The 24,032-nt window shown below is 72.6% G+C and carries 20 protein-coding genes and 2 pseudogenes; 4 read left to right on the top strand and 18 right to left on the bottom strand.

Annotation, left to right across the window (positions count from 1 at the left end; genetic code table 11):
• Positions 1–134: 134 nt before the first annotated feature.
• The 5 genes from G7070_RS11665 to G7070_RS11685 all read right to left on the bottom strand — a co-directional run bounded on the left by G7070_RS11665 (position 135) and on the right by G7070_RS11685 (position 6,007).
• Positions 135–2,099 (bottom strand): BCCT family transporter, encoded by a 1,965-nt coding sequence (locus G7070_RS11665; RefSeq protein ID WP_348981459.1) that lies wholly within the window; start codon positions 2,097–2,099, stop codon positions 135–137.
• A 135-nt stretch (positions 2,100–2,234) separates the two neighbouring features.
• Positions 2,235–3,011 carry an NAD(P)H-binding protein gene (locus G7070_RS11670; RefSeq protein ID WP_246227048.1) on the bottom strand — a complete coding sequence of 259 codons (777 nt, stop codon included), beginning with the start codon at positions 3,009–3,011 and terminating at the stop codon, positions 2,235–2,237.
• Positions 3,012–3,036: 25 nt separating this feature from the next.
• On the bottom strand, positions 3,037–4,206 hold the full coding sequence (locus tag G7070_RS11675; RefSeq protein WP_166233888.1) for an amidohydrolase: 1,170 nt from the start codon (positions 4,204–4,206) through the stop codon (positions 3,037–3,039).
• Positions 4,207–4,292: 86 nt separating this feature from the next.
• Entirely contained in the window at positions 4,293–5,177 is an 885-nt protein-coding gene (locus tag G7070_RS11680) for a patatin-like phospholipase family protein (RefSeq protein ID WP_284690935.1), read from the bottom strand.
• Between the two features lie 56 nt (positions 5,178–5,233).
• Complete coding sequence (locus tag G7070_RS11685; RefSeq protein ID WP_166233890.1) at positions 5,234–6,007, bottom strand: trimeric intracellular cation channel family protein; 774 nt, start codon at positions 6,005–6,007, stop codon at positions 5,234–5,236.
• 429 nt (positions 6,008–6,436) lie between these two features.
• On the opposite strand from G7070_RS11685, the pseudogene G7070_RS19925 reads away from it, so the two are divergent.
• From G7070_RS19925 to G7070_RS11695, 3 genes and pseudogenes are all read left to right on the top strand, one after another.
• Positions 6,437–6,622, top strand: a pseudogene (locus G7070_RS19925) (peptidoglycan-binding domain-containing protein); the annotation flags it as partial.
• Positions 6,623–6,894: 272 nt separating this feature from the next.
• Positions 6,895–7,065 (top strand): L,D-transpeptidase, encoded by a 171-nt coding sequence (locus tag G7070_RS19930; protein ID WP_431977947.1) that lies wholly within the window; start codon positions 6,895–6,897, stop codon positions 7,063–7,065.
• A gap of 87 nt (positions 7,066–7,152) precedes the next feature.
• Complete coding sequence (locus G7070_RS11695) at positions 7,153–8,337, top strand: M20 metallopeptidase family protein (protein WP_166233892.1); 1,185 nt, start codon at positions 7,153–7,155, stop codon at positions 8,335–8,337.
• 80 nt (positions 8,338–8,417) lie between these two features.
• Here G7070_RS11695 and G7070_RS11700 read toward each other — a convergent pair whose 3' ends face one another.
• The 4 genes and pseudogenes from G7070_RS11700 to G7070_RS11710 form a co-directional block, all read right to left on the bottom strand.
• Entirely contained in the window at positions 8,418–9,611 is a 1,194-nt protein-coding gene (locus G7070_RS11700; RefSeq protein ID WP_166233893.1) for a M48 family metalloprotease, read from the bottom strand.
• A gap of 146 nt (positions 9,612–9,757) precedes the next feature.
• Positions 9,758–9,862 (bottom strand): annotated as a pseudogene (locus G7070_RS19935) (M48 family metalloprotease); the annotation flags it as partial.
• Between the two features lie 383 nt (positions 9,863–10,245).
• Positions 10,246–12,444: an NADP-dependent isocitrate dehydrogenase gene (locus G7070_RS11705; RefSeq protein WP_166233894.1), complete on the bottom strand. Its 2,199-nt coding sequence runs from the start codon at positions 12,442–12,444 to the stop codon at positions 10,246–10,248.
• A gap of 436 nt (positions 12,445–12,880) precedes the next feature.
• Positions 12,881–13,921, bottom strand: a complete 1,041-nt coding sequence (locus G7070_RS11710) for a VanZ family protein (RefSeq protein ID WP_206079754.1) — start codon at positions 13,919–13,921, stop codon at positions 12,881–12,883.
• A 121-nt stretch (positions 13,922–14,042) separates the two neighbouring features.
• Between G7070_RS11710 and G7070_RS11715 the strand changes: the two genes are divergently transcribed.
• A complete protein-coding gene (locus G7070_RS11715) occupies positions 14,043–14,780 on the top strand; it encodes a GntR family transcriptional regulator (protein WP_166233895.1) in 738 nt (245 codons plus the stop codon).
• Positions 14,781–14,789: 9 nt separating this feature from the next.
• On the opposite strand, the gene G7070_RS11720 is transcribed toward G7070_RS11715, so the two are convergent.
• The 9 genes from G7070_RS11720 to G7070_RS11755 form a co-directional block, all read right to left on the bottom strand.
• On the bottom strand, positions 14,790–16,064 hold the full coding sequence (locus tag G7070_RS11720) for a citrate synthase (RefSeq protein WP_166233896.1): 1,275 nt from the start codon (positions 16,062–16,064) through the stop codon (positions 14,790–14,792).
• Positions 16,065–16,169: 105 nt separating this feature from the next.
• Positions 16,170–17,054, bottom strand: coding sequence for a ribonuclease HI family protein (locus tag G7070_RS11725; RefSeq protein ID WP_166233897.1), 885 nt, complete (start codon positions 17,052–17,054; stop codon positions 16,170–16,172).
• 26 nt (positions 17,055–17,080) lie between these two features.
• Entirely contained in the window at positions 17,081–19,462 is a 2,382-nt protein-coding gene (locus G7070_RS11730; protein WP_166233898.1) for an FtsX-like permease family protein, read from the bottom strand.
• 5 nt (positions 19,463–19,467) lie between these two features.
• Positions 19,468–20,157 carry an ABC transporter ATP-binding protein gene (locus G7070_RS11735; RefSeq protein WP_166233899.1) on the bottom strand — a complete coding sequence of 230 codons (690 nt, stop codon included), beginning with the start codon at positions 20,155–20,157 and terminating at the stop codon, positions 19,468–19,470.
• Between the two features lie 217 nt (positions 20,158–20,374).
• Positions 20,375–21,049 carry a response regulator gene (locus G7070_RS11740; protein WP_166233900.1) on the bottom strand — a complete coding sequence of 225 codons (675 nt, stop codon included), beginning with the start codon at positions 21,047–21,049 and terminating at the stop codon, positions 20,375–20,377.
• The gene (locus G7070_RS11745; RefSeq protein ID WP_166233901.1) at positions 21,046–22,287 is read right to left on the bottom strand and encodes a sensor histidine kinase; all 1,242 of its coding nucleotides are present in this window, start codon (positions 22,285–22,287) and stop codon (positions 21,046–21,048) included. Before G7070_RS11745 ends, G7070_RS11740 begins: the two co-directional genes overlap by 4 nt.
• Positions 22,288–22,379: 92 nt before the next feature.
• Positions 22,380–22,517, bottom strand: a complete 138-nt coding sequence (locus G7070_RS17890) for a hypothetical protein (protein ID WP_206079755.1) — start codon at positions 22,515–22,517, stop codon at positions 22,380–22,382.
• Entirely contained in the window at positions 22,511–23,182 is a 672-nt protein-coding gene (locus G7070_RS11750; RefSeq protein WP_206079756.1) for a metal ABC transporter ATP-binding protein, read from the bottom strand. The genes G7070_RS17890 and G7070_RS11750 overlap by 7 nt, the downstream gene beginning before the upstream one ends.
• Entirely contained in the window at positions 23,179–24,027 is an 849-nt protein-coding gene (locus G7070_RS11755) for a metal ABC transporter permease (protein ID WP_166233902.1), read from the bottom strand. The genes G7070_RS11750 and G7070_RS11755 overlap by 4 nt, the downstream gene beginning before the upstream one ends.
• Between the last annotated feature and the right edge of the window lie 5 nt (positions 24,028–24,032).

Genomic DNA, 24,032 nt, shown 5'->3' on the forward strand with positions numbered 1-24,032 from the left:
TGCGGTCATCCTGCGCCGGCACGGCTCGGGTGGGCGAAGCGCCGCCTCGATCGGCCGTGGCACTGCTCGCGGGTCCGGCGCCGGCGTGCGTGACACCGCGGTGACCCCGCCCACGGACGACCGCGGCCACGCGGCTAGATCTGCACCGACGGCTCCTCGCCGGGCGCATCCCCCTCGGGGCTGACGACGCCCTTGTCGGCGTCCTCCACCAACGCGCCGACGCCCTCGCCGGGCGGGGTCTGGTCCACGCGCAGGGCGAAGTCGTCGCCGTGCTGGCTGACACCCTCGACCACCGCGGCGTTGATCGCCTCGACGGCGTAGCGGCGCCGCACGATCATCGGGTCGTTGTGCAGGTCCTTCACCAGGGACACGGCCATGCCGATCATCACGATCATGAACGGCAGCCCGGCGATGATCGTGATCGACTGCAGCCCGTTGAGGGCGTCCTCGCCGCCGATGACGAGCATGATCGCCGCGGCCGCGCCGGTGGCGACGCCCCAGAAGATCACCGTCCAGCGGTGAGGTTCCATCGTCCCGTTCTCGCTGAGCGTACCCATCACGATGGAGGCGGCGTCCGCCCCGGAGACGAAGAAGATCGCGACGAGGATCATGACCAGCACCGAGGTCACCGTGCCCCACGGCATGGTGTCCAGCAGCGCGAACAGGGTGCCCTCGACCGACTCGATCTGGCTCAGGCCAGCGCCGGTCTGCTCGGCGTTGATCGCCGCGCCGCCGAAGATCGAGAACCAGATGAGGCTCACGAGGCTGGGGAGCAGCAGCACGCCGGAGACGAACTGCCGGATCGTCCGGCCGCGGGAGATGCGCGCGATGAACATGCCCACGAACGGCGTCCAGCTCACCCACCAGGCCCAGTAGAAGAAGGTCCAGGACGCGAGCCACTCCTCGGCGGCCGTGCCGGAGGCCCCGGCGCGGGCCGACATCTGCATCAGGGTCTGCAGGTAGGTGCCGAGCGTGGTGGGCAGCAGGTTCAGGATGAACACGGTCGGGCCCAGCACGAACACGAACAGCGCCAGCACGACGGCGAGCACCATGTTGGTGTTCGACAGGTACTGGATGCCCCGGCTCACGCCGGAGACCGCCGAGACGATGAAGCAGGCCGTCAGGCCCGCGATGAGGAGCACCAGGAACGTGTTGCCGACCTCGCCGATCCAGCCGACGATCTTGGCGCCGTGCGCGATCTGCAGCGCGCCCAGGCCCAGCGAGGTCGCCGACCCGAACAGCGTCGCGAAGATCGCGAACATGTCGATGATCTTGCCGCCCGGTCCGTAGGTCTGCCGCTTGCCGAGCAGCGGCTCGAACACGGCGCTGATCGTCAGCGGACGCCCCTTGCGGAACACGCCGTACGCGATCGCGACGCCGACCACCGCGTAGATCGCCCAGGGGTGCAGCGCCCAGTGGAACAGGGTGGTCGCCATGGCGGTCCGCACGGCGTTCTCGTTGCCGGCCTCGCCGGTGCCCGGCGGCGGAGCGATGAAGTGGGCCAGCGGCTCGGCGGCGCCGTAGAACATCAGGCCGATGCCCATGCCCGCGCTGAACATCATCGCGATCCACGACACGGTCGAGAACTCGGTGCCCTCGCCGTCGCGGCCCAGCGGGATGTTGCCGTACTTGCCGCCGGCCAGCCACAGGACGAAGAACACGAAGCCGGTCGCGGTGAGCGCGAACAGCCAGCCGGTGTTCGAGACGACCCAGGACAGGCCCGTGCTGGAACTGCTGCTCAGGGTGGCGGGGGACAGGATGCCCCAGAGCACGAAGGCCAGCGACAGGACGGCCGTGACGCCGAAGACCACCTTGTCGAGGCGGCCCGGGCGCTCCTCCCGGACGTCGGCGGTGGGCTCGAGCGCCGGGTGGTTGGCGTCCAGGACGCGGCCCTGGCCGGTGAGGCGCGCCAGGCCGGCCGGGTTGGCCCGCAGCAGCGTCCGGTTGAGCGATTTGGGGGTGGCGGGGCGGCCCCGCCGCGGCGCAGTTTGGGCCGCTTGGGCCCGGGTGCGGCGTCCGGGTTGCGGGGGTGGCGTTCGCCGTTGGTAGCCATAAATATGTCTCCTCGTGCTGACAACCCGCAGTAGGTTACCGGGCAAAGGAAACTGAGTCACCTTGTCGGAGGTCGGTACCACCCCTCGCGGGGCGGTCTGCAGACGGCTAAACCCCCAGTGAGGCGCCGAACTGCGCCACCGACGTGGCGGGCCGGCCGAGGAGTTCGGGGACGTCGGACGTCACGCCCGAGAGCGCCCCGAGGCGACCGCGACGTAGGTCGACACCCAGGCGTCGTACTCCCAATCCTCGTGTCCGGGCCAGTCGCGGCGACGGCTCGCGTAGGCCTCCTCGAGGGTCTCGTCCTCGAAGCGGTAGCGCCGCCCCGACGCCGCGTTCACCTCGGCCAGCGCCTCGGCGAACGTCAGCGAGTCCGGCCCCGTCAGCGTGTACGTGCGTCCGGCATGCGCGGTGGGGGAGGCGAGCACGGCTGCCGCGACCGCGGCGATGTCGTCGCGCACCACGAACGCGCAACGACCGTCCGCCGCGGGCCCACGCACCACGCCGTCGGCGTCCGCGAACTCCGGCAGCACGTCGGTGTAGAAGTTGTCGCGCAGCAGCGTGAAGTTCATGCCCGAGTTCCGGATCGCCTGCTCGGTGGCCCAGTGGTCGCGCCCCAGGGTGAACACGGCGTCCGGCGCGGCCGCCGCGAACGACGTGTACACCAGGTGGCGCACCCCGGCCTCCGCCGCGGCGGCGACGAACGTCAGGTGATCCGCGACCCGGGTGGCCGACTCGCCGGCCGAGACCATGAGGGCCACCTCGATGCCCGTCAGGGCCGCCCGGACCGCCGCCGCGTCGTCGTAGGAGGCGACCGCCACCTCGGCGTCGGGCAGGTCGGGTGCCCGGCTCGGGTCGCGCACCACCAGCCGAAGCGGGTGCCCGCGCTCCGCGAGCAGCGCCGCGACGCGCCCTCCGAGGTGTCCGGTGACGCCGGTGAGGGCGATGCGTCCGGTCATGGGGTGCTCCTCACGAGGGTCCGGGTCAGAAACGGTTCGCCCAGGTGGCCTGACGGGTGTCGGGATCCCAGGAGTACACCTCGTCGCCCGACACGAACGTGCGCAGGACGCGGTTGCGGACGTCGAGGGGGTCGCCGCTCCACAGCACCAGATCGGCGTCCTTGCCCTTCTCGAGCGAGCCCACGCGGTCCTCGACGCCCATGACGGTGGCGGGATTGATCGTGATCGCGCGCAGCGCCGCCTCCGGGTCCATGCCCTCCTTGACCGCCAGCGCGGCCTGGGTCACGAGGAAGTCGATGGGGACGACCGGGTGGTCGGTGATGATCGAGACGTCGACGCCCGCGCGCGTGAGGATGCCCGGCGCCGCTGCGATCCGGTCGCGCACCTCGACCTTCGAGCGGGAGACGATGAGCGGGCCGTACAGCACGGGCACGCCCTTCTCGGCGATCAGGTCGGCGATCTTCCAGCTCTCGGTGCCGTGGTCCAGCACCAGGCGGTACCCGAACTCGTCGGCCATGCGCAGGGCGGTGGCGATGTCGTCGGCGCGGTGGCAGTGCTGCCGCCACGGGATCTCGCGGTTCAGGACCATCAGCAGGGCGTCGTTGACGAGGTGCTGCTGCGCGTCGTCCTTGGCGCCGTGGTTGCGGGCCTCGACGAACGCGTTGCGGATCGTCAAGGCGGTGCCCAGCCGCGTCGAGGGCGTCTTCTTCTGGTCGCCGTAGACCCGCTTGGGGTTCTCGCCCAGGGCGGCCTTCAGCCCGGAGGGGGACTTGAGCACCATCTCGTCCACGACGCGCCCCCACGTCTTGACCGCGACGGTGAGGCCGCCGATCGGGTTGCCCGACCCGGGGTTGACGTTGACCGAGGTGACGCCGCCGGCGAGGGCGTCGTCGAAGCCCTTCTCGAGCGGGTTGATGGCGTCCAGTGCGCGGGCGGCGGCCATCACCGGATCGGTCATCTCGTTGGTGTCGTTGCCGGCCCAGCCTTCACCCTCCTCGTGGACGCCGAGGTGCACGTGCGCGTCCACGAAGCCGGGCAGCACCCAGCCGCCCTCGGCGTCCAGCACCGCATGTCCCTTGGGGATCCGCGCCTTGGGACCCAGCGCCGAGATCTGGCCATCGGTCATGACGATGGTGCCGTCGAAGGGCTCGGCGGTGACGGGGACGATGTGTGCTCCGGTGATGGCGACGTTCATGCGCCCGACTCTAGTCTTCTTCGCTCGGACGCCGTCCCGCCGGCCGCCGGTGGCAACCCCCGGCGGGCACGCCCCGGACCGGGCGGTCAGCGGCCCAGGAAGTCGCGCCAGGCGGGCAGTTCGGCGCGGGCCTGCGCCAACCCGCGGGCGTGGGCGGCCTCCAGTTTGGCCACGTCGCGCTCGGAGTTGGCGATCCGCATGTCCTGCGGCACGAACAGGTACGCGTCGCCCGAACGCTCCAGGTCGAACAGTTCCTCCCGCGTCGCGTTGTAGCGGGTGTGCCGCGACAGCAGCGCGTCGGCGACGGCCGGATACCGCCGGAAGTGGCTGCGGTAGAACCTCGGGTACTTCAGGGGGCGTTTGACGTAGGAGCGCTCCTGGGTGAGCACGACGAAGAACCGCCGGAAGCCGGCGGCGCGGGCGGCGTCCAGCGGGATGCCGCCGGTCTCGCCCAGGGCGCCGTCCACGTGGAGGTCCCCGTCGATGTCCACCGGGGGCATGAGCACCGGCATGGTCGAGGACGCCTGCACCCGGACCATGAGGTCGCGCATCCGGTGGATGTCGTCCCGTCCCCAGCGCACGGTGGCGCCGTCGCGGCAGCGGAAGGCCGTCAGCGACAGTTGCGCCGGATGGTCACGGAAGCGGTCGAACGCGTACGGCAGCGCCTCCTGCGGCCCCGAGGTGTGCTGGTAGATGTACTCGGCGTTGAAGTACCCCCGGCCCCGGGCGAAGCTGCGCAGCCCGCCGAACCGCGGGTCGGCCGCGAAGCTGGTGAAGGACGCCTTCGCGCGCGGCCCGTCCCCCGCGAGGTAGTTCGCCGTGTGGGATGCCCCGGCGGAGATCCCCGCGACGAACGGGAACACCAGGCCCGCCTCCAGCAGTCGCACCACCACCGCGGAGGTGTGAGCGGCGCGCATGCCGCCGCCCTCGAAGATCAGGGCGACGTCGGGGACGTTGACGGCGGGCGGCACGGGCATCCTTTCGTGGTTCCGTCCCCAGGTTAGGCGTCCGGACGCAGCGCCGGACCCTATGGCGCGACCTCCGGCGGCGGGATGGGGGAGTCGGCCTCGTCGGGGGTGTCGGCGGAGACGGGTTCGCGGACGCGGCGCCGGGCCAGGCGGCGGCGCAGCCGTTCGGTGCTCGCGCGTGGGCCGAGCGGCCGGATGCGCAGCGCCCGGAGATTCAGCTCGAGCGGCTCGGGCAGCATCCAGCCGAGTCGGCGCGCCAGCATGCCCAGGATCGTGGTCGTGAGGATCGCCACGAGCATGCCGAGGTCGGGGCGTCCGAACACCTTCATGCAGACGAGGGCCTCGACGCTGCCCAGCGCCGCCAGCGATGCGTACAGGGTGTTGCCCCCGAAGACCGTGGGGGTCTTGCCGACCAGCACGTCGCGCAGCATGCCGCCACCCACAGCGGTGATGACGCCCAGCATGATGCTGGGCAGCACCGCCAACCCGAGCGTGGCCGCCTTGATCGTGCCCGTGGCCGACCAGCAGCCCAGGGCCAGCACGTCGGCCACGACGAGCGAGCGCCGCGGCCAGGTGCCGTCGAGCCGCACCACGTAGGCGACGACGGCCGCGGTCAGGGCGCCGGCGAGATAGGCGGGGTCGGTGAGCGCCACGGGGAAGCCGGAGCTCAGCAGGACGTCGCGGATCATGCCGCCGCCCAGCCCGGTGATGATCGCCAGGGTCACGAACCCCACGATGTCGAAGCGCTTGGAACGCGCGAGCGCCCCGCCCAGCAGCCCGCTCGCGACCACGCCGGTGACGTCGACCACGCGGAACAGGGTGTCCAGTTCCACGCTCGCCCTCCTCTCCTGATCAGGCACCGTAACGGCGCATGCACAGCGTTCTCGTCACGGAATCGCCGCAACCGCGCGCCGGACGATTGTGGCGTTTCGCCCCGGGTCGGTGAGAATGTCCTCGTGCACCTCCCACGCCCCATCACCCTCGTCGCCGCTGCCCTCGTCACGGCTCTCGCTCTGACCGGCTGCGCGACCGCGCAGCCCGGCCCGGTCGCGCCGCTCGCGACGACCACGCCCGCCGCCCCCGACGGTACCGCCACCGCCTCGGCGACACCCCAGGTTCCGGCGTCCGGGACGCCCGCTCCCGCGGTGTCCGGAACGCCCACCCCCGCGGCGTCCGGGACGCCGTCGGCGACGCCCGGCGCGACCCCCGAGCCCACGCTCCCGACGCTGTCGGCGGCCCAGGAGGAGAAGTTCGGCGCGTGCGTGACCAAGCGCATCGAGAACTGGTCGAACGGGGACTGCGCCAAGCTGGCCCAGGAGACCCTCGGCGAGATCGGCTTCCTCGAGGGCGGGACGAGCAAGCGCATCGACGTCCGCACCTCCAACGCGATCCTGAACTACCAGCGCTCCCGGGGCATCAAGGCGACCGGCGCGATCGACGAGGTCACCTGGCTGGCGCTCGCCACGAACCAGGAGCCGCGCTCGACCGACCTCCCCGACGGATGCAAGGTCGGCGGCACGGTGCTGTGCGTCGACCAGGGCGCCCGGACGCTGACCTACCTCGTCGACGACAAGGTCGAGAAGGTCGTGCAGGTGCGGCTGGGCGGCTACGCCCAGCACGCCAAGAAGAAGAACTGGCGCAACTTCCCGACCGCGAACGGCACCTACAAGGTCTACGACAAGCAGCGGAACCCCTACTCGGAGAACTACGGGCCGGCGCGATGCCCTACAGCATCATGTTCCACCCCGACATGTACGTGCACTACTCCTCCGACTTCGCCAAGCGCGGCTACGCGACCTCCAGCCACGGGTGCGTCAACGTCGGCGACAAGGACGCGATCCTGTGGCTGTACGAGAACACCCCGATCGGCGCCACGGTCCACGTCTTCTGATCCTGGGGGGAGGCCCCGAAGGCCTGGACGCCGCCGGGGCGCTCGGAACGGGGCCGGCGGAGCCTCGGGGGCCGCTAGCCTGCGGCCATGACCTTCGCCGAACATGCCGCTTCCCTGTCCGATGAGCTGATCGCCCTGCGCCGCACGCTGCACGCCGACCCCGAGGTGGGCCTCGACCTGCCCCGCACGCAGCGCCGCATCCTGGAGGCCCTGGACGGCCTCGACCTGGAGATCAGCCTGGGCACCTCGTGCACGTCGGTGACCGCGGTGCTGCGCGGCGGCAGGCCGGGACCGGTCGTGCTGCTGCGCGGCGACATGGACGCCCTTCCGGTCGACGAGCAGACCGGGCTGGAGTACGCCTCGACCAACGGCGCCATGCACGCGTGCGGCCACGACCTGCACGTCACCGGCCTGATCGGGGCCGCGAAGCTGCTGGCGGCCCGCCGCGACGAACTGCCCGGCTCGGTCATCTTCATGTTCCAGCCCGGCGAGGAGGGCGAGGGCGGCGCCCGCCGCATGCTGGAGGAGGGCGTCCTGGACGCCGCCGGCGAGCAGCCGGTCGCGGCCTACGGCGTCCACGTGGCCACCGGCCCGTACGGTGTCTTCGAGACGCGGGGCGGCACGCTGATGGCGGGCGCCAACGAGTTGTACGTCACGATGCACGGCAAGGGCGGCCACGGCTCGCAGCCGCAGTCCTCCGTCGACCCGGTGCCCGCGCTGCTGGAGTTCGGGCTCGCGCTGCAGACGATGGTGACGCGCCGGTTCTCGGTGTTCGACCCGGTCGTCGTCACCGTCACGCAGCTGTCGGCGGGCAAGGCCGTCAACGTCATCCCGGCCTCGGCCAAGCTGGGCGCCACCGTGCGCACGCTGTCCAAGGCGTCCATCGACACCCTGCTCACCGAGACGAAGCGGCTCGCCGAGGGCATCGCCGCCGCGCACGGCTGCACCGCCGAGGTGGAGTTCCTGATCGACTACCCGGTCACCGTCAACGACGCCGACGAGGCGGCGTTCGCGCTCGAGGTCGCGGGCGACCTCTACGGCGCCGACCGCGTCGTGGAGGCGTCCGCCCCGCACATGGGCTCGGAGGACTTCAGCTATGTGCTCGAGCGCGTCCCGGGCGCGTTCGTGTTCCTCGGCACCACGCCGCCCGCGATGGACGTCGCGACTGCGGCGTGGAACCACTCCCCGCTGGTGGTCTTCGACGACGCGGTGCTGCCCGACCAGGCGGCCTTCCTCGCCGAACTGGCCTGGCGCCGCCTGCAGCGCCCCTGACCAGCGGAACGGGCCGGAGGGGATTCCCTCCGGCCCGTTCGCGCGCTGGGATCAGCGCGCCGGGGATCAGCTCGCGCGGATCAGCTCGTGGCCGCGAGGTCGTTCGCCGCGACCCAGCCCGGCAGCTCCACCAGGCCGCCGTGGGCGATGATCTTCTCGCCCGACCCGGGCTGGGCGGTCAGTTCGTGGGTGGTGCCGTCGGCGAGGGTCAGGGTGAGGCGGCCGCGCAGGATCGCCTCCTTCACCGACGCGACCTGCTCGGCCGGGATCCAGATCGCGCCGGGCAGCAGCCGCGCGTCGAACGGACCCGCGCCGACCGCGCGCTCCAGGAGGGACCGGTCGGGCGTGACGCCGACGTTGGCCGCGGCGCGGGTGCCGGCCGAGTAGTCGGCCGGCAGCAGCAGGACGCCGCTGGTCCAGGCCGCGACGTGCACGGTGTCGCCCGCGGCGGTGCGCTGGTGGCTGCGCCACTCGATCAGCTCCGGAAGCTCCCAGTCCTGTCGGGACGCGGTGACGGGCTCGTCCAGGGGCGCGCCGCAGGACGCGAGCCACCCGATCAGCCCCGCCACCCGCTCGGCTCCGGACGCCTCGTCGGCCGGCTCCGGCGGCGCGATGACCCCGCCGTCGGGGGCCGCCCACACCACCCGGGCGTCCCGCACCACCTGGCGCGCGCCCGGCACGCGCGCGAGCGCGCCGTCGACCAGGTGGTTCAGCGTGCTGAAGGAGCCCCACAGCTCGCCGTCCTCCTCGATGTCGCGGGCTGCGGCCTCGAGGGCCGCGCGGTAGCTGGCGGGGTGGCACACCTCGTTCTCGGCGAGTTCGACCACCAGCCGGTCCCCGGCCTGGCGCGCGGCCACCGCGCCGCCGGCGGCGAGGACCTCGTCCCAGGTCGCGAGCGCCTCGTGCGCGACCCGCAGGTCGCCCTCGTGCTCGGCCAGCCGTTCGGCGCCGCCGACGAGGACGAGCGCGGAGCGGTCGTCGCGTGGGGCTTCGACATCGGGCAGGCTTCGGATGCGGGCGATCCGCTCCCGCAGCGGCGGGTGGGTGTCGAACGCGGACGCCTCCTGCTCCGCGAGCGCCTCGGCCAGTTCCTCGTCGCTCAGGACGCGGGCGGCGACGACGTCGGCGATGGCGCCGGCCACGGGGCCGCGCAGCCGCGCGGGCTCGCAGGCGGGCATCCGCTCGACGCCGACGACGAAGTCGGCGTGTTCGGCCCGCACGAGGCCCTGCAGGGCGGCGACGGTGGCGTCCCGGCCCGCGACCCGGACCGACACCTCGTCGGCGAGCGTCTCGGCCGCCCGGTCGGGTGCGGCCGCAGCCCAGATGTAGAGCGTGAGGTAGGCCCGGAACAGCCAGCGGGAATACCAGGGCGCCTCCTCCAGATCCGGTGCAGCGCCTGCCGGGTGCGGGCGAGGAACGCGGGCTCGGAGGTGTCACCCCCGACGAAGTGCCCCAGTTCGTGGCCGAGGACGGCCCGCAGTTCGGTGACGGTGAGCGCGCCCAGGATCGGGATGCCCAGCTCCATCTCCTTGATCCCGGCGGCCTCCGTCACGGACGCGTAGTTCTCCCGGGTGAGCACGATCCGCGCCGGGGGATCGGTCTGCGCGGCCCGGGCCAGCTGGGTGACCTCGGCCCACAGCGCGGGATGGTCCTGCGGGGTGAGCTCGGGGCCCTCCAGCGGCTCGGGGCGGCCGGAGCGCACGCTGCGCCAGATCGCCGCGGCGACGACCACCACGAGCGGGACGACGATCCAGCGCAGGAACGGCTGGATGGACAGGTGCGTCGCGGCGCTGGCGGCGAAGGAGAGCCACACGAGCGCCGCGAGCACAGCGACGACGAACAGCGGGAACGCCACCAGGACGAGCCGGGGCGCCCACGCCCGCACGACGGGCACGGGAGTCTCCTGTCTCAGCTGAGCGCGTCGATGATGGAGTTCAGCGTCGCCGAGGGGCGCATCACGGCCGACGTCTTGGCCTCGTCGGGGCGGTAGTAGCCGCCCAGTTCGACCGCGTGACCCTGGACGCCCAACAGCTCGGCGTCGATGGCGTCCTGGTTCGCGGCCAGCGCCTCGGCGACCGGCGCGAACGCGGCCGCCAGCTCGGCGTCCTCGGTCTGCGCCGCCAACTCTTCGGCCCAGTAGCGCGCCAGCCAGGCGTGGCTGCCCCGGTTGTCGATCTGCCCGACGCGGCGGGCGGGGGACTTGCCCTCGTCCAGCAGGGTGCCGGTGGCGGCGTCCAGCGCCTTGGCCAGCACGGCCGCCCGCGGGTTGTCGGCGCTGCGTGCCAGGTGCTCCAGGCTCTCGGCCAGCGCGAGGAACTCGCCCAGGGAGTCCCAGCGCAGGTAGTTCTCCTCGACGAGCTGCTGCACGTGCTTGGGCGCGGACCCGCCGGCGCCGGTCTCGAACAGGCCGCCGCCGTTCATGAGCGGGACGACCGACAGCATCTTGGCCGAGGTGCCCAGCTCCAGGATCGGGAACAGGTCGGTGTTGTAGTCGCGCAGGACGTTGCCGGTCACCGAGATGGTGTCCTCGCCGCGCCGGATCCGCTCGATCGAGCGCTGCGTGGCCTCGACCGGGGACGCGATGGTGATGTCCAGGCCCTCGGTGTCGTGCTCGGGCAGGTACTTCTCCACCAGCGTGATGAGGTTGCGGTCGTGGGCGCGCTCGGCGTCCAGCCAGAAGATCGCCGGGGTGCCGGAGACCCGGGCGCGGGTGACGGCCAGCTTCACCCAGTCGCGGATCGGGGCGTCCTTGGTCTGGCAGGCGCGCCAGATGTCGCCGGGGGCGACGTCGTGCTCCATCAGCACCTCGCCGTCCGCGGTCACCACCTGCACCTTGCCGGCCACGTCGATGACGAACGTCTTGTCGTGGCTGCCGTACTCCTCGGCCTTCTGCGCCATCAGCCCGACGTTGGGGACCGAGCCCATGGTGGTCGGGTCGTAGGCGCCGTTGGCCTTGCAGTCGGCGATGACCGTCGCGTAGACGCCGGCGTAGCTGCTGTCGGGGATCACCGCGAGGGTGTCCGCCTCGGCGCCGTCGGGGCCCCACATGTGGCCCGAGGTGCGGATCATGGCCGGCATCGAGGCGTCCACGATCACGTCGCTGGGGACGTGCAGGTTGGTGATGCCCTTGTCGGAGTTCACCATCGCCAGCGCCGGGCCGTCGGCGAGTTCGGCGTCGATGGACGCCTTGATCTCGGCGCCGTTGGGCAGCGCGTCCAGGCCCGCGAGGATCGAGCCGAGGCCGTTGTTGGGCGTCAGGCCCGCGGCCGCGAGGTCCGCGCCGAACGCGGCGAACGTCTTGGGCAGGAACGCCTTGACGACGTGGCCGAAGATCACCGGGTCGGAGACCTTCATCATGGTGGCCTTCAGGTGCACCGAGAACAGGACGCCGAGCTCCTTGGCGCGGGCGACCTGGGCGGTGAGGAAGGCGTCCAGGGCGGCGGCGCGCATCACGGTGGCGTCGACGACCTCGCCGGCCAGCACGGCCAGCTTGTCCTTGAGGATGGTGACGTCGCCGTTGTGGTCGACGAGCTGGATCCGCAGTTCGCCGGCCTCGGGCATGATCACCGACTGCTCGTTGCTGCGGAAGTCGTCGCGGCCCATCGTCGCGACCTCGGTCCGGGAATCGGCGCTCCAGGCGCCCATCGAGTGCGGGTGCTTGCGGGCGTAGTTCTTCACGGCCAGCGGCGCGCGGCGATCGGAGTTGCCCTCGCGCAGCACGGGATTGACCGCGGAGCCCTTGACGGCGTCGTAGCGGGCCTTGTCCTGCGGGCTCGCGGCCTCGTAGCTGGGCAGGTCGTAGCCCTGCGCCTGCAGTTCGGCGATCGCGGCGTCCAGCTGCGGGACCGAGGCGGAGATGTTGGGCAGCTTGATGATGTTCGCCTCGGGGGTCTTGGCCAGTTCGCCCAGCTCGGCCAGCGCGTCGGCGACCTTCTGGTCGGCGGGCAGGTCATCGGCGAAGGCGGCCAGGATGCGCCCCGACAGCGAGATGTCGCGCGTCTCCACGTCGACGCCGGCCGTGGAGGTGAACGCCTCGATGATCGGCAGGAACGAGAAAGTTGCCAGCAGGGGTGCCTCATCGGTGAGCGTGTAGATGATCTTGGCCATGGCGACGTTGATCTCCCTTGATTCGTGGTGTCGGTGCGCCGTCAGCCTATCGGTTGCGCGGGGGCGCCCGCGGGCCGATCACCGAGGGGCCGCCGGCTGATTCCCCGGGTGGTGGGCCCCCGCGCGATCGCGACGCCGGGGGCCCACGCCCGTGTGTGCGGCCGGAGATGGCGTGACGATTCCAGCCCATGACCCGAGTGAAGGGCCTCCACCCACGTCACCAAGGTGGTGCGCCGGACCAGCGTCCGACGACGGCCTAATCGTTCGAGCCATGCCACGCCGCGAGCGACGTGCCCCACCTGTTTACCCTCGTGCTTCGGCGCGCCGCAAGAAGAAGACGCCGGTTCCACAGGCATCCGCGTGTCGTCCACCGCGCCGGGGGACTCATGCACATCGCGTCCCCCTGTTGTGCACAGCTTGTCCACGGACGCGGCCGTCAGGCCGGCTCGCGAGCATCCGTCAACCGCCGCCCGCTGAGCAGCCCGGGGAGCCCCCGTCCCGCCGCGGTGAGCGGAACGGTGAGCACCGCCAGCGCCCCGAAGAGAAGCTGCGCGGTGCCGCCGGGCAGCAGGCCGAGCAACACGAAGCCGACCACGCCCCCCAGGGCGCGCATCGTCCGGGCGAGGGCCTCGGGCTGCGCGCCGCCGCGGTAGCGGAGTTGGACGGCGAGGTCGCCCACCGAGCGGCCGGTCGCCCAGGTCACGGCGAGCCAGATCGTCACGGGCGCCGCAGTCCCGACGGCCAGGCTCCAGGTGCCGGCGTCCACCGCGGCCGGGTCGCCCAGTACGTAGAACAGGACGAGGTTGACCGCGACGGCGGCCGTCCAGCCGACGAGGGAGGATCCCAGGACGTCGCACAGCATCGCCAGCCAGCGGCGGCCGCGCGTCACCGGGCGCGGCAGGTCGGCGTCCGGCCGGACGCCGCCGCGCCGCCACGTACCCGGCAGGGCGAGCGCGGCCAGCGATCCGAGCGCCGCGCCGAGCGTGTTGGTCTCCAGGTCGACCACGTCGAAGACGCGGTAGGGGCACGGGTAGAGGCCCCACACCCCGGTGAGCTGGGTGAACTCCACCAGCGCCGACACCCCGAGCCCGGCCGCCAGTGCGGTGGGCAGCCCGCGGCCGCCCAGGACGCGGACGAAGAAGCCGAGCGGGGTGAACAGGGCGACGTTGAGGACCAGTTGCTGCACCGCGCGGTTCCGCAGCGGGTTGCCACCGGCGGCCAGGGCGTCGCGCACCTCGGGGATGAAGCCGAGGGGGTCCAGGCTGACGCCCATGCAGCGGTAGCTGTCGGAGGAGGGCAGCGGCAGGAGCGTGTAGGTCCAGATCGCCCAGAAGTAGACCAGCGCGGCCAGCCAAGCCAGCACCCGGCCCCCGCTCAGCCCGCCCCGGCGCCGGTAACTGATCGCGACGAACGGGACGAAGAGCGCGACGGCCGCCAGCAGCCCGACCACGACCGCGACGACCCCGGAATACACCACGCCTCCACCCACCGGGGCACCCTACCGAGCAGGGGTCGGCGAATCGTGCAACTTTCTGGCAACCCCTGCGGAGGTCTGTTGGCGGCACCTATCGTTCGGCACGAGTCCAAGGGAGGCATCGATGCACGTCAGCGCCGCGTTCGTCGAGGCACTGCCGCGCCCGGCGGCTGAGAAAGTGGCCCGGCTGCGGATGCTCATCGCCGAGGGTTCGTTGGCAACCGACGCCCCCCTTCCGATCGCCCGCGTGGCCGAGTCGCTCGACACCGACGCCGACACCGCGCTCGAGATCCTGATGGAGTTGGGGCGCGACGGCTACCTCGAACGGGTCGACGAGGCCACAGTGCGGGTGTGCACCGAGCAGGAGTTCCGCGGCTCGGACGTCCTGGAGGTCCGCGGCATGCTGGAGCCGGCCGCCGTGCGCTGCGCCGCGGTGCACGTCCGCCCCGCCGACCTCATCACGCTGCGGCAGCAGGAGCAGCGGGTCGCCGAAACCGTCTCCGACCGCGACTTCACCGCCTTCCGGCGCGCCGAGGACGCCCTGGTCTCCTCGCTGCTGTCGCTGCACCCCAACGCCGAAATCGCCCGGCTGGTCGCCGACCTGCGCGTCCGGACGCCCTACGACGGCCTGCGGGACGCGCTGGAGTGCGGCGTCCTCGCGCCGACGCTGCAGCCGCACACCCGCCTGCTCGATCTCGTCGAGGCCCGCGACGCCGACGCGGTCGAGGCGCTCATCCGCCGGACGCTCGTGGCCCTGCGGTTCGCGGGCGCGCCCGTCATGGACGCGCCCTACCTGCACGGCGTCCCCGTCGGGCCGGACGGCCAGCCCGACGGCGAGTTCCTGGACGCCGCCTACGACTGAGGGATCCCCTCAGCGCTGCGCCATCGGCACGAAGTCCCGCTCGCGCGGGCCGGTGTAGATCTGCCGGGGGCGCATGATCTTCTGCTCCGGGTCCGTGACGCCCTCCAGCCACTGCGCGCACCAGCCGGCGGTGCGCGGCACGGCGAACAGCACGGTGAACATCTCCGGCGGGAACCGCAGCGCCTCGTAGATGAGGCCCGAGTAGAAGTCGACGTTGGGGTAGAGCCGGCGCGTGACGAAGTACTCGTCCTCGAGCGCGATCCGCTCCAGCTCCTGCGCGATCGAGAGCAGCGGGTTCACGCCGGTCACCTCGAAGACGTCGTCGCAGGCCTTCTTGATGATGCGCGCCCGCGGGTCGTAGTTCTTGTAGACGCGGTGGCCGAAGCCCATCAGCTTCGCGCGTCCGGCCTTCACGCCCTCGATGAACTCGGGTACCCGGTCGACGCTGCCGATACCGCGCAGCATCGCCAGCACCGCCTCGTTCGCGCCGCCGTGCAGCGGCCCGAACAGCGCGCCGATGCCGGCACCCGCCGAGGTGAAGACGTCGTTGCCGGCCGACGCCACGGCACGCACCGCGTTGGTGGAGCAGTTCTGCTCGTGGTCCGCGTGCAGGATGAACAGCACCTCCAGGGCGCGTGAGACCCGCGGGTCGGCGCGGTAGACGCGCTGCTGGCTCTGGAACAGCATCGCCAGGAAGTTGTCCACGTAGCCGAGCTCGTCGTTGGGGTACACGAAGTGCCGGCCGATCGAGTGCCGGTACGCCCAGGCGGCCATGGTCGGGATCTTGCCCAGCAGCCGGATCATGTTGAGCTCGCGGGCCTCGGGGTCGTCGATGCGCCGCGAGCTGGGGTAGAAGGTCTGCATGGACGCCACGCCGGCCATCAGCTTGGCCATCGGGTGGGCGTCGTAGCGGAACGCGTCGATGAGGTCGCGGACGTTCTCGTGCACGAGGCGGTGGGTGTTGACCTGCTTCTCCCAGCCCTCCAGCTGGGCGGCGGTGGGCAGTTCGCCGTAGAGCAGCAGGTAGGCCACCTCGAGGTGAGACGCGCGCGCCGCGAGCTGGTCGATGGGGTAGCCGCGGTACTCCAGGATGCCCTCGTCGCCGTCGATGAACGTGATCGCGCTGCGGCAGGCGGCGGTGTTCATGAAGCCGGGGTCGTAGGTGGCCAGCGGGCCGGCCGCGGTGGGGACCTTCTTCAGGTCGGTGGCGCGGATCGTGCCGTCGGTGATGGGGAGGTCGTGGCTCGCGCCGCCGGACGTGGACACCTGCAGGGTCTCGGACATGGCCTCACCCTAGGGAGACCGCCGCCCGCGCGGGGGCGGTTCCAGCGTGCGACCCCCACCCGTGGACGCCGTGGGCGCTGGTAGGCCCGTCGGCCGGCCCGGGCGTCAGCGGACGGTCGGGGTGGCCTGCTCGTAGCGCAGCCGCCAGGCCTCACCCTGCTTGACCCAGATCGAGGACCGGGCGCTGACGGCGCTGCGGCTGCGGGCGTGCCAGCGCAGCAGCATCACCCAGGGCGCCAGCTCGTCCAGGCCGTCCACCTCGACGCTCACCGGCTCGGGCAGCGGGGCGAGCGAGGCCAGCGTCCTGCCCTTGCCGGAGGAGACGCCGCGGCCGTCGACGCCGGTGAACCGGGGGTGCAGGAGTTCGGCGGCGGCCGTGGCGTCCGAGCGGAGGGCGTCCGACAGCCAGCGGCGCTGGTGCTCGATCACGGGGTGCTCGGCGGCGTCCTCGGCGTCGGTGAACAGGTCCGGTTCGGGGGCCGGGGCGGCGGGCGCGGGGGCCTCGGGCTCGGGGGGCGCCCCGACGCTCGATCCGCGGTAGCCCGGGCCGGCGTCCACCGGACGCCGCTGCTGGTAGGCGGTCGCCGCCGCCCGCGCGCGCACGTCGGCGGCCTCGTTGAGCTCGTGCCCGGCGTGACCCTTCACCCACTCGAACGTCACGCGTCGCCCCGGCAGGGCGGCGTCGATCGCCTGCAACAGGTCGACGTTCTGGACCGGCTTGCCGTCGGCCTTCTTCCAGCCCTTGCGCTTCCAGCCGGGCATCCACTTGGTGACCGAGTTGATGACGTACTGGGAGTCGCACAGGATCAGCAGGTCGTCGGGGTCGTCGGCGGTCTGCTCCAGCAGGTCCAGCACCGCCTTGAGTTCGCCCATGTTGTTGGTGCCGTGCGGCCAGCCGCCCGCCCGCCAGCTCTCCCCGTCCACGAACCAGGCCCAGCCTGCGGGCCCGGGGTTGGACAGGGAGGAGCCGTCGGCGGCAGCGATGATCATGCGCCCCATTGTGCCGGGGCGCGGCCTCACTCCTGCGCCAGCGCCGCCGCGGGCGGGACGGCCGCCGCGCGCCGCGCGGGCAGCATGGAGGCGAGCCACGCGCAGCCGAGCGTCAGGGCGGCGACCAGCGCGAGCTGCAGCCAGGGCAGCCGGACCACGATCGGCATGTCGATCACCAGCAGCGCGCCGACGCCGGCGAGGCCGTAGGCGATGCCCAGGGCGATCCCGGAGACGGCGGCGACCGCCGCCAGCAGCAGCGCCTCGCCGCCCAACATCCGGCCCACGGCCGCCCGATCCAGACCGAGCGCCCTCAGCAGCGCGGTCTCGCGGCCGCGCTCCAGGACCGACAGCCCCAGGGTGTTGCCGACCCCCACCAGGGAGATGAGCACCGAGACGGCCAGCAGCGCCAGCACCACGAGCAGGAGGGTGTTGAACACGCTCGCCAGCATCTCCTTCTCGCCCTGGGCGGAGGCGACCTCCAGGCCGGGGTGATCGGCCAGCGCGGTGCCGAGGGCGCCCAGCGTCGCCGAGGCGTCCGCGCCGGGGGAGAGCTTGACCAGCAGCACCTCGGTCGCCTCGGGCGCGAGCCGCTTGAGCAGCGCGGGGGTGACGGCGGTCAGCGTGGCCTGCGGGACGATCCGGGCCACGACGTCGACGCGGGATTCGTCCGCGGCGACCAGCCGCAGCCGGGAGCCCTGGGTGATGCCGTTGCCGGCGTCCAGCGCGACCTCGTCGTCCCGCAGCCCGCTCAGCCCGGACCAGCCGAGGGCCGCCACGTCCTGGTCGGTCACGCCGAGCACCGACGCGAAGTCGGGCTTGGTGCCGCCCTCGATGCCGGTGGTGAACGTCGGGACCTGACGGGCCGCGGCCACGCCCTCGACGGCGCGCACCTTGTCCGCGACGTCGGGGGTCAGGGTTCCGGCGATCATCACCTCGGCGGGGTAGCGCCGGGCGTTGGCCTCGTCGATGGTCGCCTGGGCGACCGACGAGCCCGTCAGCACCATGGTGACCAGGGTCGTGCCGATGAGCAGGGCGCCCGCGGTGGCCGCCGCGCGGCGCGGGTTGCGGCGGGTGTTCTCGGCCGCGAGGCGGCCCACCACGGTGCCCCGGAACGGGGTGCCGAGCAGCCGCGCCATCGCCGGGATCCACCACGGGGCCAGCAGCAGGACGCCGGTGAAGCTGACGACGCCGCCGGCCAGCCCGAACGGGAGTTCGTGCCGGACGCCGCCGTAGGCCAGCAGGGCCGCGCCCGCCAGCAGGGCGAGCGCCCCGATGACGGTGCGCGTGGCGCCGATCGGGCGCCCCGAGCGGGCCTCGAGGGTCGGGCGCAGCGCCGCCAGCGGCGCGACCCGGGTGGCGGCGCGCGCCGGCACGATCGCGGCCAGCACGGTGACGGCGATGCCGGCCAGCCACGGCACGACGAGCGACACGGGATCCGGCACCACGGTCGCGGCGGAGAACATGTCGGGGGCGAACACCGGCAGCAGGGCCGTCAGCCCGACGCCGACGCCGAGGCCGAGCACGCCCGCGACGGCGGCGGTGAGCGCGGCCTCGCCGATCACCTGGCGGAACGTCTGGCCGCGGGAGGCGCCCAGGCAGCGCAGCAGCGCCAGCTGCCGGGTCCGCTGGGCGACGAGGATCGCGAAGGTGTTGCTGATCACCAGGGCGGCGACGAAGAAGGCGATGACGCCGAACGTCAGCAGGACCGCGGTGACGATCTGGGTGCCGACGGTGAAGTCCTCGACGAGGTCGGCGATCCAGGTGGCCGCCGTGACGGTGCGGGCCTCGGCCGCCTTGACCTGCGGCACCGCGGCGATCGCGTCGGCGAGCGCCTGCGGGTCGCCGGTGCCGGCGACCATCACCTGGGCGTAGAAGTCGCCGACCAGGGGCAGGATGGTCTCGTTGGGGCCGAGCAGCAGCGGCTGGCCGGGCGAGGCGGAGGCGTCCGAGGCCACCTTGACGATCCCGACCACCGTGGACGCCGGGGCGTCCGCCCACGTCAGCGTCGCGCCGACCCCGACCTTGCCGGTCTTGGCCATCGCCTCGTTGATCACCACCTCGCCGGGCGCCGCGGGCATCCGGCCCTCGATCGGGTGGGTGCCGCCCTGGGCCGGCAGGGTCTCGACCATGAGGTAGAACTGCGGCGAGCCGTACACCTGGCTGCCGCTGACCAGGGGCCTGGTCGCGGTGACGCCCGGCACCGCCGCGATGGCGGCGGGGACGTCGGTGGGTAGACCGGCGCTCCGGGTGCCGTCGACGACGACGGCCGCGTCGCCCGCGCGTCCGGCGACCTGGTCGGCGTAGGACCTCGACAGGGAGCCGCCCAGCAGCAGCGTCGCGCACGTGAAAGCGACCCCCAGCAGGATCGCGAGGCTGGAGGAGATCAGGCGGCGTGGTTCGCGCAGCATCCGCGTCACCGCCGCTCGTCGGCCACGATGCGGCCGTCGGCGAGCCGGATGATCCGGTCGCAGCCGGACGCCGCGGCGGCGTCGTGGGTGACCATGACGACGGTCTGGCCGAAGTCGTCCACGCTGCGGCGCAGCACGCCGAGGACGTCGGCGCCGGACTGGGAGTCCAGCGACCCGGTCGGCTCGTCGGCGAAGATCACCGTCGGGCGCATCACCAGCGCGCGCGCCACCGCGACCCGCTGCTGCTGTCCGCCGGAGAGCTCGGAGGGGCGGTGCGTGAGCCGGTCGGTAAGGCCGAGGCTGCCGACGACCTCGTCGAACCACGCGGCGTCCGTGCGGCGCCCCGCCAGCTTCTGGGGGAGCACGATGTTCTCGCGGGCGTCCAGGGTGGGAACGAGGTTGAACGACTGGAACACGAACCCGATGCGGTCGCGCCGCACGCGGGTGAGGCGCTTGTCGTCCAGCCCGGTGAGCTCGGCATCGCCGACCCAGGCGCGGCCGCCGGTGGCGGTGTCGAGTCCGGCCAGCAGGTGCAGCAGCGTCGACTTCCCGCTGCCCGAGGGCCCCATGATGGCGGTGAACTCGCCGGCGTCCAGCTGGGTGCTCACGGTGTCCAGGGCGGTGACGGCGGTGTCGCCGGAGCCGTAGACCTTGCTGAGCCCTTCCGCGCGGACGGCAGGGGGGGCGATGGGCATGGTGGGACGTCCTTTCGTCGACGGTTTCTCCCAGTCTGTCCGCGCGCGGCCGTGGCGCCATCGGTCCCCCGGATCGACGCGTCCCCGCCTGTGGGCGGACGGCCTCCACCCAGGGGGTGAGGGGCGACCGCCCGTTCCTCCGGTCCGCCTCGCGTCCGCAGAGACGCGCAAAGGCCGCCCGGGTGTGCCGGGCGGCCTTTGCGCGTGGTGTGAGCCGTCAGGGCTGGGGGCGCACCAGGCCCGCGTCGTAGGCGAGCACCACGAGCCCGACGCGGTCGCGGATCGCCAGCTTGGCCAGGATGTGGCCGATGTGGGTCTTCACCGTCGCCTCGGCGAGGAACAGCGTGCCCGCGATCTCGGTGTTGGTCAGCCCCTGGGCGACCAGGGTCAGCACCTCGCGCTCCCGCTCGGTGAGGTCGTCGAGCCGCTCGGCCGCGCCCGAGCCGCCCTCGGCCGGCATGAGGGGCACGAAGCGCTCCAGCAGCCGCCGGGTCGCGGTGGGGGCCACGACGGCCTCGCCGCTGTGCACCGCGCGGATGCCGGCCAGCAGTTCGGCGGGGCCGGCGTCCTTGAGCAGGAAGCCGGAGGCGCCGGCCTGCAGGGCGGCGTAGACGTACTCGTCCAGGTCGAAGGTGGTGAGCACCAGCACCTTCACCGGGGAGCCGGACTCGACGATGCGGCGGGTGGCCTCGACGCCGTCCATGATCGGCATGCGGATGTCCATGAGGACGACGTCGCAGCCGGTGGGGCCGGCGGCCGCGCGGACGGCGTCCGCGCCGTTGCCGACCTCGGTGACGACGGTCATGTCCGGTTGGGCGTCCAGCACCATCCGGAATCCCAGGCGCACGAGCTCCTGGTCGTCGGCCAGGATCAGGCGGATGGGATCGGTCATGCGGCGGCTCCTGTGGTGGTGGGCAGGAAGGCCTCGATCACGAAGCCCCCGGTGATGTGGTTGCGTGCGTTCATGCTGCCACCGAACGCCGCGACGCGCTCGCGCATGCCCACCAGCCCGTGCCCCAGCCCGTCGCTCATCCCGGCGCCGCGGCCGTTGTCGCGCACCTGCACCGACACCCCGGCGGGCGCGTGGTGGATGCGGACGCGCACCGACGCGTCGTCGCCCGCGTGCTTGACGGCGTTGGTCAGGCCCTCCTGCACGATGCGGAAGATCGCCAGTTCCATCGCGGGGCTGAGCAGGCGGCGCAGGCCGACGTCGCCGCTGACCTCGAGCCGGACGTCGCGCCCGGCCGCGGTCAGGCCGTCGACCAGGCCCTGCATGTCGCTGAGGGACGCCGCGGGCGCGAGCTCCACGTCCTGGCCCTCCCGCAGGACGCCCACGAGGCGTCGGGTCTCGACCAGGGACTCCTGCGCGGTGGTGCGGATGGTCTGCAGGGCCTTCTCGGCGGTGGCGAGCCGCTGCTCGGGGGGAAGGGTCTCCATCCCCGCGGCGTAGGCGCCGCCGTCGGCCTGCACGACGATCACCGCGAGGCTGTGGGCGACCACGTCGTGCATCTCGCGGGCGAGCCGCTGCCGCTCCTGGGTGGCGGCCAGGATCACGGCCTGCTGGTGCTGGGTCTGCTCGACCGCGAAGGCGTGCCGCTGCGACTCGCTGGCGAGCGTCCGGGAGCGGACGGCGGTCCCGATCGCCCAGGAGGCGGCGACGAGGGACGCCATGCCGGCGAAGGACGTGACGATGGACATCGCCGCCTCGCGGCTACCGCCGGAGTTGAACGCGTTCCAGCCGATGGCCGCCAGCAGGGCGGCCCCGATGCCGACGAACAGCCAGGCGCTGCGCCACCGCTCGCGCCCGTAGGCGGCGACGGTGTAGAGCATGATCGGCACGACGACGTTGGCCGGGGTGGGGCCGAAGTTGAACACCAGCTGGATCAGGTGGGCGGGGATGATCACCAGCGCCACCAGGTCGGGGAACTTGAGTCGCCACAGCATCGGCACGGCCATGCCCAGCCAGTAGAGCCCGATCACGGTGGAGCCGAGGTAGCTGTCGGCGAAGCAGAAGAACGTCACGACCAGGAAGAAGGCCAGGTCGGTCGGTCGCGGGAACCAGAAGGCCGGCTCGCTCGGGCGCAGCTGAGGCCGGGCCGGGGCGTTGGGGGACGTCGTCGAGATGCTCACACGGCAAGCCTAGGAGCGGGCCGGGCCCGATCCATCAGCCCCCGGGATGGTCGCCCCTACCCCGGCGGCATGGTCCGGCGTCCGGGCGTCCGTCAGTGCGGGTGCGAGTGCCGGGTGTGGTCGTGGTCGAAGGGTTCGTCCTCGCAGCCGGGGTCGTCGAGGAAATCCTGGCCGGACTCGTGCAGCGATCCCAGGCCGTAGGCGGCCTCGAGGTTGGCGCGGGTCAGCACCGCCGCAGGGGGCCGGCGGCGAGCACGCGCCCCGACGTCAGGAGCACCCAGTCCGCGGCGCGGGCCTCGTCGAGGTCGTGGGTGGTCAGGACGACGCCGTGGCCGTGCTCCCGCTCGGAGTGGATGATCTCGTCGATGGTGCGCATCGAGACCAGGTCGAGGCCGGTCAGGGGCTCGTCCAGCAGCAGCACCTGGTGCTCCTGCGTGATGCCCTGGGCCACGTAGACGCGCTGGCGCTGCCCGCCGGACAGCTCGTCCAGGTGGCGCTTGGCCAGGTCGGTGACCCGGACGCGGTCCATCGCCCAGGCCACCCGCTTGCGGTCCCGGGCGCTGGGGCGGCGGAACCACCCCAGCGATGGGTACAGCCCCATCGCGACCGCCTCGCGGACCGTGATCGGCGTCCCGGCGGGGAAGGTGAGGGACTGCATGACGTAGGAGGTGGTGCCGCGGCGTCCGGGTGGGCCGTCGAGGACGCTCAGCTCGCCCGACAGCGGCTTGATGATGCCCGCCAGCGCGTTGAGCAGCGTCGACTTGCCGGACCCGTTGGGCCCGATGATCGCGGTCACCGCCTGGTGCGGGATGGTGAAGTCGGACGCCGCGAGCGCCACCTGGTGGCCGTAGCCCAGGGTCAGGCCGGACGCCCGCGCGAACAGTGTCTCGCTCATGCGGTCACCGCCCGGGGGGTCGCGCCCCGCAGCGTCTGCGTGAGCCGGGTGACGGCGAGCACCGCGAAGAAGACCACGATGGCAACGAGCGCCATGGTCGCCGAGCCGGCGGTGCCCCAGTGGTAGCTGAGGGTCAGGCCGAGCCACACGGCGAATGCGGCCAGCACGACCGACAGCCCGAACATCTGCGGGACGGTGCGGGCCAGCAACGCCGCCGTCGCGGGCGGGCCGACGAGCAGGCCGAAGACCAGCAGCGTCCCGACCGCCTGGAAGCTGCCGATGACGGCGGTCGCGATGAGGACGAGCAGCGCGGCGTGGGTGAACCGCGGGCTCATGCCGAGCGTGTCGGCCTTGGCCGGCGAGAACGACAGCGCCAGCAGCGGCCGGTAGAGGATCAGCGAGCCCGCGACGACGATCGAGCCGAGGATCGCCATCGAGGTCAGGGTCGGCTGGTCGACCCCGAAGATGTCGCCGAACAGGATGGAGGTGAGCGAACCGGTGTAGGTGTGCGACTTGGAGATCAGCGCGACGCCGAGCGCCATCATGCCGACGAACAACAACCCGATCGCGGTGTCCTCCTTCAGGGAGGTCTGCCGGTGGATGAGCTCGATGCCGCCCACCATCACGAGCGCCGCGACGGCCGCCCCCAGGTAGGGGCTGAAGCCGAAGATCACGCCCGCCGCGATGCCGGGAAGGACGCCGTGCACGAAGGCGTCCCCGAAGAAGCTCATGCCGCGCAGCACGAGCCACACCCCGACGATCGAGCACGTCGCTGCGGCGATCAGGCCGCCGATCAGCGCGCGTTGTTGAAAGCCCAGCATGAAGGGCTCGGTCCACCAGTCCACGAAGG

Origin of the sequence: Propioniciclava coleopterorum, from assembly GCF_011393335.1 — a bacterium.
Classification (GTDB): Bacteria; Actinomycetota; Actinomycetes; order Propionibacteriales; family Propionibacteriaceae; genus Propioniciclava; species Propioniciclava coleopterorum.

Excerpts from the sequence above, each read along its gene's own strand:
- G7070_RS11670 (WP_246227048.1), bottom strand. The coding sequence starts at position 3,011 with ATGACCGGACGCATCGCCCTCACCGGCGTCACCGGACACCTCGGAGGG.
- G7070_RS11675 (WP_166233888.1), bottom strand. The coding sequence starts at position 4,206 with ATGAACGTCGCCATCACCGGAGCACACATCGTCCCCGTCACCGCCGAG.
- G7070_RS19930 (WP_431977947.1), top strand. The coding sequence starts at position 6,895 with ATGCCCTACAGCATCATGTTCCACCCCGACATGTACGTGCACTACTCC.
- G7070_RS11695 (WP_166233892.1), top strand. The coding sequence starts at position 7,153 with ATGACCTTCGCCGAACATGCCGCTTCCCTGTCCGATGAGCTGATCGCC.
- G7070_RS11705 (WP_166233894.1), bottom strand. The coding sequence starts at position 12,444 with ATGGCCAAGATCATCTACACGCTCACCGATGAGGCACCCCTGCTGGCA.
- G7070_RS11715 (WP_166233895.1), top strand. The coding sequence starts at position 14,043 with ATGCACGTCAGCGCCGCGTTCGTCGAGGCACTGCCGCGCCCGGCGGCT.
- G7070_RS11720 (WP_166233896.1), bottom strand. The coding sequence starts at position 16,064 with ATGTCCGAGACCCTGCAGGTGTCCACGTCCGGCGGCGCGAGCCACGAC.
- G7070_RS11725 (WP_166233897.1), bottom strand. The coding sequence starts at position 17,054 with ATGATCATCGCTGCCGCCGACGGCTCCTCCCTGTCCAACCCCGGGCCC.
- G7070_RS11730 (WP_166233898.1), bottom strand. The coding sequence starts at position 19,462 with ATGCTGCGCGAACCACGCCGCCTGATCTCCTCCAGCCTCGCGATCCTG.
- G7070_RS11735 (WP_166233899.1), bottom strand. The coding sequence starts at position 20,157 with ATGCCCATCGCCCCCCCTGCCGTCCGCGCGGAAGGGCTCAGCAAGGTC.
- G7070_RS11740 (WP_166233900.1), bottom strand. The coding sequence starts at position 21,049 with ATGACCGATCCCATCCGCCTGATCCTGGCCGACGACCAGGAGCTCGTG.
- G7070_RS11750 (WP_206079756.1), bottom strand. The coding sequence starts at position 23,182 with ATGAGCGAGACACTGTTCGCGCGGGCGTCCGGCCTGACCCTGGGCTAC.